Consider the following 8,525-nt stretch of genomic DNA (forward strand, 5'->3'; position numbering starts at 1 on the left):
TGCCACAGCACCACGTTCTCCGACCGAAACGAGTCCTCTCCCATGAATCGTGCCCTGCGCCGCGGCGCGCCCATCGCGCTCGCCACCTCGGCCGCCCTGCTGCTCGCCGGTTGCGCGGGCAGCGCCGGCCCCGAGGCATCCGAAACCCCCACCGCCGACGCCGCCGCCTGCATGGACGTGCCCTCGGGCGACCTCAGCGACGGCGTGAAGGTCGATGGCGAGTTCTCCGAGAAGCCCACCGCCACCTTCACGACGCCGCTCGAGGCCGACGAGCTGCAGCGCACCGTCGCCATCGAGGGCGACGGCGACGTCACCGAGTCGGGCCAGAAGATCAACGCGGTGGTCACGACCTTCTCGGGCACGTCGGGCGACGAGCTCTTCTCGCAGCCCGCGACCATCGTCGCCGGTGACGACACGCTCTACGAGGCGTTCCTCGCCGGCATCGACTGCGTGCCGATCGGCTCGCGCACCGTGACCGTCGCGCCCGCATCGTCGCTGTACGGCGACACCGGAAACGAGTCGATCGGCATCGAGCCGGGCGAGACCATCGTGATCGTCGTCGACGTCGTCGAGGTGCAGCAGCCGCTCAAGCCCGCCGAGTGGACCGAGAACGTGCCCGAGGTGAAGTGGGGCGCCGAGGGCGAGGCGCCCACGGTGACCCTGCCGAAGGCCGACCCGCCGGCCGACCTCCAGCTCAAGGTGCTCGAGGAGGGCGACGGCGCCACCGTGGGCGACGGCGACAGCGTCACCGTTCACTACCAGGGCATCAGCTGGGACACCGGCGAGATCTTCGACCAGAGCTACACCCGCGGCGAGCCGGCGACGTTCACGACCGACGGCGTGATCCAGGGCTTCAGCGCGGCGCTCGTCGGCCAGAAGGTCGGCACGAAGCTCATCGTCACGATCCCGCCGGAGTACGCCTACGGTGCCGAGGAGAGCGACCAGAACCCGCTCGGCGGGCAGACGCTCGTGTTCCTCATCGAGATCCAGGACACCGCGCCCGCCGGCCAGTAGCCGGTCGACGCGAGCGGAGGGGTCGGGCGGCATCGCCCGGCCCCTCCGTCGTCCCGGCGCCGACGGCGCGCTGGAACGACGTTCGGGCACTGGAACCACGTTCGCCCGCTGGAACCGCGTTCGAACCTGCTTCCAGCGGGCGAACCTGCTTCGAGCCGCGCGGGGAGCAGCGGGATCGACGCTAGAACGCCCGCGTCGCCCAGACGATGAGCGCGCTCGCCGCGACGAACGCCGCCACGAAGACCGTGTCGCGCGCCCGCCACGGCATCAGGTGCCGTTCGGTGCGGGTGCGATGGGCGCCGAACGCGCGGGCATCCATCGCGAGCGCGACCCGTTCGGCGTGCCGGATCGCCGACGCCAGCAGCGGCACCGCCGTGCCGAACGCCCGGCGCACCGCCGCGATCGGCCCGCGACCGGCGACGGTGCCGCGCACCCGATGCGCCGCCCGGATGATCTCGAGCTCGTGCCGGAACCGCGGCACGAACCGCAGTGCGGCGAGCGCCGTGTAGCCGACGCGGTACGGCACCCGCAGGTTCTGCACCGCCGCCCGCACGAACTCGGTGCCGGTCGACGTGAGCCCCGCGATGAGCGAGAGCATCAGCACCGCGAGCACGCGCAGCGCGGTCGCGAGGCCGACGAGGTAGGCGGCGAGCGTGAAGCTCCAGTCGCCGACCCCGAAGAGCACGACGGATGCCTCGGGGCCGGCCACGCTCGACGGGTCGACCCAGATGCCGAAGCTCACGCCGAGCACGAGCGCGGCGACCGGCGTGCCGACGACGAGCGCGGTGACGAGGCCGGCCGAGAGACGTGCGCCGGCCAGCAGCACGACGAGTGCGAACGCGATGAACGCGAGCGGCAGCACGAGGTCGCGGCTGAACACGACGACGATCATCGCGGGCAGCGGCGCCGCGAGCTTGGCGAGCGGGTTGAGGGCGGCGAGCGGGCCTCGGCGGGTGGGCCTGCTCGCCGCGGGGCCGGTGGTGGCGGGGTCGGTCGCGGACTCGTCGTCGACGGACGCCCGCGCGGGCCGACTCACGAGGCGCCCGCCGCGATCGGCAGCTGCGACATTCGGGTCACGCCGTGCCACCCGGGGTGCCGCTCGAGCCCGCGGGTCGCGCGGGCGAGCGGCGGGTGCCGGAGCCCCGACTGCTCGATGAGCGGCCCCGCGAGCACCTCGGCGGTGGGGCCGACGCCGATGAGGCGCCCGTCGGCCATCACGGCGAGTCGGCCCGCGTAGTCCGCGACGAGCTGCAGGTCGTGGGTGACGACGAGCACGGTCGTGCCCTCGTCGTTGAGGGTGCGCAGCATGTCGAGGAGTTCGGCGGCGCGGGCGCGGTCCTGTCCGAAGGTGGGCTCGTCGAGGGCGAGCACCGGGGCGCCGGCCACGAGCGCCGTGCCGACCGACAGCCGGCGCTTCTGCCCGCCGGACAGCAGGAACGGATGCTGCTCTGCGTGTGCTTCGAGGCCGAATCGGCGAAGCATCCGGTCGCGCGCCTCGATGACCGCCTCGTCGGCGAGACCCTGCAGCCGCAGGCCCTGCTCGAGCTCCTCGCGCACCGTCGGGGCGACGAACTGGTGCTCGGGGTTCTGGAAGACGAAGCCGACGCGGCGCACCCGCTCGCGCGCATCGGCGCGCGCCGGGTCGATGCCGAGCACCTCGACCGTGCCGCGCGGAGCGGGGATCACGCCCGCGAGCGCCTGCAGCAACGAGGTCTTGCCGGCGCCGTTGGTGCCGACGATCGCGAGGAACTCGCCCGGCGCGACCTCGAGGTCGACGTCGTCGACGACGACCGGCCCCCGCCGGCCTCCTCGCCGCACCGACAGGCCGCGCGCACGGATCGCCGGCGCAGCCTGCGCGGATGCGCTGCCGGACGGCGCGAGCGACAGCGCCGGTGCGAGCGCCGTCGAGCGCACCGGAGACGAGTCGCCGAGGGGCGGCGGCAGAGTCGGCATCGCATCGAGTGCGGCGCCGAGTTCGGCGGGGGTGAGGGGCAGCGGGCCGATCGGCAGCCCGGCGTCGCGCAGTCGCATCGCGGCGAGCGTCGAGACCGGCAGCCACACGCCGAGCTCGGCCAGCTCATCGGCCCGTTCGCGCAGCGTCTCGCGGGCGCGTCCGTCGACGACGAGGCGCCCGTCGGCATCGAGCACGAGCACCCGGTCGACGAGGTCGACGGCCGCGTCGAGGTTGTGCTCGACGAGCACGATCGCGTGCTCGTCGTCGTCGGCGAGTTCGCGCAGCACGGCGTAGACCTCGTCGATGCCGACGGGGTCGAGGTTCGCCGTCGGCTCGTCGAGCACGAGCACGGGCGCCGCCATCGCGAGCGCGCAGGCGATCGCGAGCCGCTGCCGCCCGCCGCCGGAGAGCGCGTCGGGGTTCTCGGTGCGACGGTCCCAGAGGCCGACGAGCTTGAGCGCGCGTTCGGCCCGGGCGAGCACCTCGGATGCCTCGACGAGCTGGTTCTCGGGCGCGAAGCAGACCTCGTCGAGCACGGTGCCGGTGACGACCTGCGCGTCGGGGTCCTGGAAGACCATCGCGACGTGCTCGCTCAGCACGCCGACGGGGTGGTCGCGGCTGTCGAGGCCGGAGATGCGCACGGTGCCTGCGAGCTCGGCGGGCACGGCGTGCGGCACGAGCCCGTCGAGCGCGAGCGCGAGGGTCGACTTGCCGCAGCCGCTCGGCCCGAGCACGAGCACGACCTCGCCCGGGGCGACGTCGAACGAGACCTCGGCGGGGGTCGGCCGCTCGGCGCCCTCGTGGCGGATGCTCACGCGGTCGAGCTCGAGAACAGGGGATCCGGGCATGCTTAGGACAGCCTAACTTGCGGCGCTGCCGGGCAGCGGCTCGCCCGGGCTCGATCGCGGGAATACCCCGGTCAGGCCCGATGTTGTACTGATGTCCGGCATGTGGAGCCTCCACGCCGGGAGGAGGAGAACGTGGGCATCAGCTATGTCGAGTTCGAGGACGAAGCCGGGATCCTGCGTCGCTATCGCAAGCACGTGAACGGCCGGGGCCTCGTCGCCACGACCGCCAAGGTCGACCCGACCGCGTTCGTCGACCCGACGGCCTACGTCGACCCCGGAGCCGAGGTGCAGCGGGGAGCCCAGATCGGCCCCCGGGCCTGGATCGAGAGCGAGGCGATCGTCGCCGAGCGCGCCGTCGTCGGCGTGAACGCCCGGGTGGGCCGTCACGCGGTCGTCGGCCGCAGCGCCGTGCTCGGGCCGTACGTCACCCTCGGCGCCGGCGCGAAGGTGCACAACGCCGCCCGGGTGCCGCGCGAGACCGTCGTCGCCGACGGCGACGAGTACCGCGCCACGACCAAGGACCTGCGCCGGCTCGGCCTCGCAGCCTGAGCGACCCGCACGCGCCGGTCGAGTCAGGCGGCTGAGAGCGCCCCCGCGAGCAGCTCGAGCGTCTGCTCGCGCCCCGGCGTCGCGTCGGCCGGCTCGGCCGCGTACGAGCCGGAGATCGGCGCGACCATGACCTCGTCGATGCCGTGGCGATCGGCGAGGGCCCTGAGCTCGGACGCCGCGCCCGAGGCATCCGCGATCACCCAGCGTCGTTCCATCGCCGCGATGAGGCCCTCGGCGTCGGAGTCGGCGGGCGCCGCGAGCGCCTCGTCGACCGTCTCGAGCGGTCGCATCGGGCGGTTGAGCCGCAACCGCGCCATCGAGCGCAGCTGCGGCAGCGCGCGCTCGCGGGCCTCTTCGACCGTTGGCGCGACCGAGGCGTTGACCGTGAGGAACGTCTCGGGCTCGCGGTGCGACTCGCTCGGCCGGTACTCCGTGCGGTAGAGCTCGAGCGCGCGCTCGAGCCCGTCGCCCGAGAAGTGGTTGGCGAACACGTACGGCAGGCCCAGCTCGGCGGCGAGCTTCGCCGAGTAGTCGCTCGAGCCCAGCAGCCACAACGTCGGCACGGCGCTCGCCGCGGGGGTCGCCTGGATCGGGTACTCGCGCCCGCTCGTGAGGCGCAGGGTCGCACCGTCGGGGGAGAGCAGCGAGAGGATGTCGGCGACGTGGTCGGGGAACCGGTCGACGTCGGCGGTCGGGCCCGAGACCCGCAGCAGCTGCGTGATCACCGGGTCGCTGCCGGGCGCCCGGCCGATGCCGAGGTCGATCCGCCCCGGCGCGAGGGCCTCGAGCGCGGCGAACTGCTCGGCCACGACGAGCGGCGCGTGGTTCGGCAGCATGACGCCGCCCGAGCCCACCCTGATGCGCTCGGTGCGCGCCGCGATCGACGCGATCAGCACGGGCGGCGTCGTCGAGGCGACGGCCGGCATGTTGTGGTGCTCGGCGAACCAGTAGCGGGTGAAGCCGAGCCGGTCGGCCAGTTGCGCCAGGCGTACGGATGCCGCGACGGCGCCTCCGCTCGTCTGGTCGATGCGTACGGGAACGAGGTCGAGAACCGAGAGGCGCGGCGAGATGTCCATCCCCAGCGGCAACCGCCGCGAGGCATCCCGTATTCCGGCCCGCGTCCGTGAGTGGAGGCGAAGCGCCGTCTCGAGGCTGCCGCGGGGGACAGGGAAACCCCTGACCCGATCGGAGGGACACCCCGGGTGACCCGGACGTCCGCGACGAATTGGATGGGATCTCGTCGCGAGTGCTGCATCCATCGATGCGGCCGCCGGGCCGGTTCGAGAACCGAGGCAACCGGCCCGCGAACGCACACCGAAAGGAACCATCCGTGAACACCCCTGTGCCCCCGACCGGCGAGCTCCTCATCGAGGACGCCGTCGACGACCTCGCCCTTCCGCTGCGCGAGGCCTTCGCCCGTCTCGACTCCAGCCTCGACGGCCGTCTCGTGCTGTCGGGCGATCCCGACTGGGACGCCGCCCGCGCCGCGTGGAACCTCGACGTCGACCAGCGCCCCGCCGCGGTCGTGATCGCCCGCTCGGCCGCCGACATCGTGCGCACCGTCGAGCTCGCGGGCCGCTACGGCCTCGCCGTCGCCCCGCAGGGCACCGGCCACAACGCCGGCCCGCTCGCCGCCGACCACGGCCTCGCCGACGCGATCCTGCTGCGCACCCACGAGCTCCGCGACGTGCACGTCGACGCCCGGCGCCGCGTCGCCCGTGTCGAGGCCGGCGCCCTCTGGGGCGACGTCGTCGCGGCCGCCGCGCCGCACGGCCTCGCCGCGCTCGCCGGGTCGTCGCACGACGTCGGCGTGGTCGGCTACACGCTCGGCGGCGGCGTGAGCTGGCTCGCCCGCTCGCACGGCCTCGCCGCGAACCAGGTGCTCGCGGTCGAGCTCGTCACCGCCGACGGCCGGCACCGCCGGGTCGACGAGGAGCACGACGCCGACCTGTTCTGGGCCGTGCGCGGCGGCGGCGGCGACTTCGGCGTCGTGACGGCGATGGAGTTCCGCCTCTTCCCGATCGCCGAGGTCATGGCGGGCATGCTGCTGTGGCCCGTCGAGCGGGCCGACGAGGTCGCGGCCGTGTGGGCCGAATGGACGAAGCGGGTGCCCGACTCGGTGCAGAGCGTCGTGCGCATCCTGCACCTGCCGCCGCTGCCCGAGCTGCCGCCGTTCCTCGCCGGCCGATCGATCGTCGTGGTCGAGGCGGTGGTGCTCGAGGACCGGGCACGCACGGACGCCCTGCTCGAACCGCTGCGCGCGCTCGCACCCGAGATCGACACCGTGCACGCGCAGCCGCCCGCCGAGCTGCTCGCCCTGCACATGGACCCGCCCGGCCCCGTGCCCGGCCGCGGCGACGGCATGACGCTGCGCGAGCTGACGCCCGCCGCGGTGCGCGCGTTCGTCGGCGCCGTCGGCGCCGGCTCGGGCACGGCCCTCATGACGACCGAGATCCGCCACCTCGGGGGAATGGTCGAACCCGACGCCGCCGTGCTGCGGGCCACCGACCTGGGGCTGCCGACGCCGGGTGCGACCGCGGGTTTCGACGCCGGCTACCTGCTCTACAGTGCCGCGATCGCGGTGCCCGGCGCCGACGAGGCGATCGCCCGATCGCTCGGCCGGCTGCTCTCGTCGATGGAGCCGTGGCGGGCGCCGCAGGAGTACCTCAACTTCGCCGAGCACCGCCGCGACGCCGAGCGCCTCTTCGGCGGTCGCGACGGCCGGCTCGCCCGCCTGCGCGCGATCAAGCGGGCCGTCGACCCGACGCGCCTGATCCGCTCGAACCACCCGGTGGGGTGAATGTTCGCGGCGCGCTGAACGTCGGCTCCGACCCGCAGATGGGGGTGTCGCTCGCGCCCCGGCCTTCATAGGCTGGGGGCGAGCGACATCGTCGTCGCGCGAACTCGGGGGAGGAACGAATGACCGTCCACTACGAACTACCCACCACTGCCGATTTCGCAGCCCTTGCGGGGGCGCATCATCCCGCCGTCACCATCTACGCGGCGACCTCGCCCGTCGTGAGCGAGCGGGAGCGCGCCGAGGTCGCCGTGAAGAGCGCCTTCGACGAGGCGATCGACCGGATCAAGCAGGGTGGGGCATCGGCCGCCGAACTCACGGCGCTGCGCGAGGAGCGCGACGCGATCCTGCGCGACCAGCGCCTCTGGGGCGGCCTCGCCCGCTCGATGGCCATCTTCGTCGCCCCGGGTTTCAGCGAGGTCTTCGTGCTGCCGAACCGTCTCGACGACGCCTGGCACGTCGGCTCGCACTTCACGCTGGGGCAGCTGCTGCGCGCCCCCAGCCAAGACCAGGAGGCGTTCGCCCTCACCCTGTCGGCGCACGAATGGGCCGTCTGGCACGCCACGCCGACCGACCGCGCGTCGAAGCTCGACGTCGACCAGACGGGCGCCGCGAACCTCGACGAGGCCACGAACCGCGAGCCCGACGAAGACCGGCCGCGCGGCTCGAGCCACGGCACCGCCAGCCAGTTCGGCGGCGCGAGCCGGCTGCTCGGCGACGAGGGCCGCAAGAAGCTGCTCGACCAGTACTCGAAGCGCGTCATCGAGATCGCCCGCCGCGAGCTGCTCGCGCTCGATCCCGAAGAGCGGGTGCCCGTGTTCGTGTTCGCCGCCGAACCGCTCCTCAGCCTGTTCCTCGCGAACACCCGCAACTCGCGGCGTGTCATCGCCGTGCCCGGATCGCCCGACCGCCTCGGCGCCGCCGAGGTCGACGAGGCGGTTCGACAGCAGCTCGGTGCGCTCAACGTGCGCGAGGCCGAGCAGTCGCTGCGCCAGCTCTCCGAGGGCACGGCGGGCCGCATCGAGCGCGACCTCGCCGCGATCGGACGGGAGGCGGCCGACGGCGCCGTCGAGACGCTCTGGTTCGACTTCACGACCTCCGTCAACGGCACGCTCGACCGCGACTCGGGTGCGATCGAGTTCGCAAGCGGCAACGGGGCGGGGGAGGCCCTCGCCGACGGCACGCACGCGGGCGACCTGCTGCCGCAGCTCGCCCTCCTCGTCATCGCCAAGGGCGGCAAGGTCGTCACGGTCCGCAGCGACGACCTCGACGGCACCGTGTGGTCGGGCCCCGCGGTCGCCGAGCTGCGGTACGCGCTCGCCTGACGCACGACACGACGGATGCCTCGGGGCCGGCCCCGAGG

At 73.9% G+C, this 8,525-nt stretch carries 7 protein-coding genes; 4 read left to right on the top strand and 3 right to left on the bottom strand.

Going from position 1 to position 8,525, the window contains the following annotated elements:
• Nucleotides 1–42: 42 nt before the first annotated feature.
• The gene (locus ACWGPE_RS16240) at nt 43–1,014 is read left to right on the top strand and encodes an FKBP-type peptidyl-prolyl cis-trans isomerase (protein ID WP_452049078.1); all 972 of its coding nucleotides are present in this window, start codon (nt 43–45) and stop codon (nt 1,012–1,014) included.
• 181 nt (nt 1,015–1,195) lie between these two features.
• Here ACWGPE_RS16240 and ACWGPE_RS16245 read toward each other — a convergent pair whose 3' ends face one another.
• Both ACWGPE_RS16245 and ACWGPE_RS16250 read right to left on the bottom strand, forming a co-directional pair.
• A complete protein-coding gene (locus tag ACWGPE_RS16245) occupies nt 1,196–2,050 on the bottom strand; it encodes an energy-coupling factor transporter transmembrane component T (RefSeq protein WP_452049079.1) in 855 nt (284 codons plus the stop codon).
• A complete protein-coding gene (locus ACWGPE_RS16250; protein ID WP_452049080.1) occupies nt 2,047–3,816 on the bottom strand; it encodes an ABC transporter ATP-binding protein in 1,770 nt (589 codons plus the stop codon). Before ACWGPE_RS16250 ends, ACWGPE_RS16245 begins: the two co-directional genes overlap by 4 nt.
• A 132-nt stretch (nt 3,817–3,948) precedes the next feature.
• On the opposite strand from ACWGPE_RS16250, the gene ACWGPE_RS16255 reads away from it, so the two are divergent.
• Nucleotides 3,949–4,365, top strand: coding sequence for a transferase (locus tag ACWGPE_RS16255; protein ID WP_275505283.1), 417 nt, complete (start codon nt 3,949–3,951; stop codon nt 4,363–4,365).
• Between the two features lie 23 nt (nt 4,366–4,388).
• On the opposite strand, the gene ACWGPE_RS16260 is transcribed toward ACWGPE_RS16255, so the two are convergent.
• Nucleotides 4,389–5,441: an LLM class flavin-dependent oxidoreductase gene (locus ACWGPE_RS16260; RefSeq protein ID WP_452049081.1), complete on the bottom strand. Its 1,053-nt coding sequence runs from the start codon at nt 5,439–5,441 to the stop codon at nt 4,389–4,391.
• Nucleotides 5,442–5,695: 254 nt separating this feature from the next.
• On the opposite strand from ACWGPE_RS16260, the gene ACWGPE_RS16265 reads away from it, so the two are divergent.
• Nucleotides 5,696–7,165, top strand: coding sequence for an FAD-binding oxidoreductase (locus tag ACWGPE_RS16265; protein WP_231429815.1), 1,470 nt, complete (start codon nt 5,696–5,698; stop codon nt 7,163–7,165).
• A gap of 119 nt (nt 7,166–7,284) precedes the next feature.
• A complete protein-coding gene (locus ACWGPE_RS16270) occupies nt 7,285–8,487 on the top strand; it encodes a baeRF11 domain-containing protein (protein WP_231429816.1) in 1,203 nt (400 codons plus the stop codon).
• The last annotated feature ends 38 nt before the right edge of the window (nt 8,488–8,525 follow it).

The organism is Agromyces sp. NPDC055658, assembly GCF_053618155.1.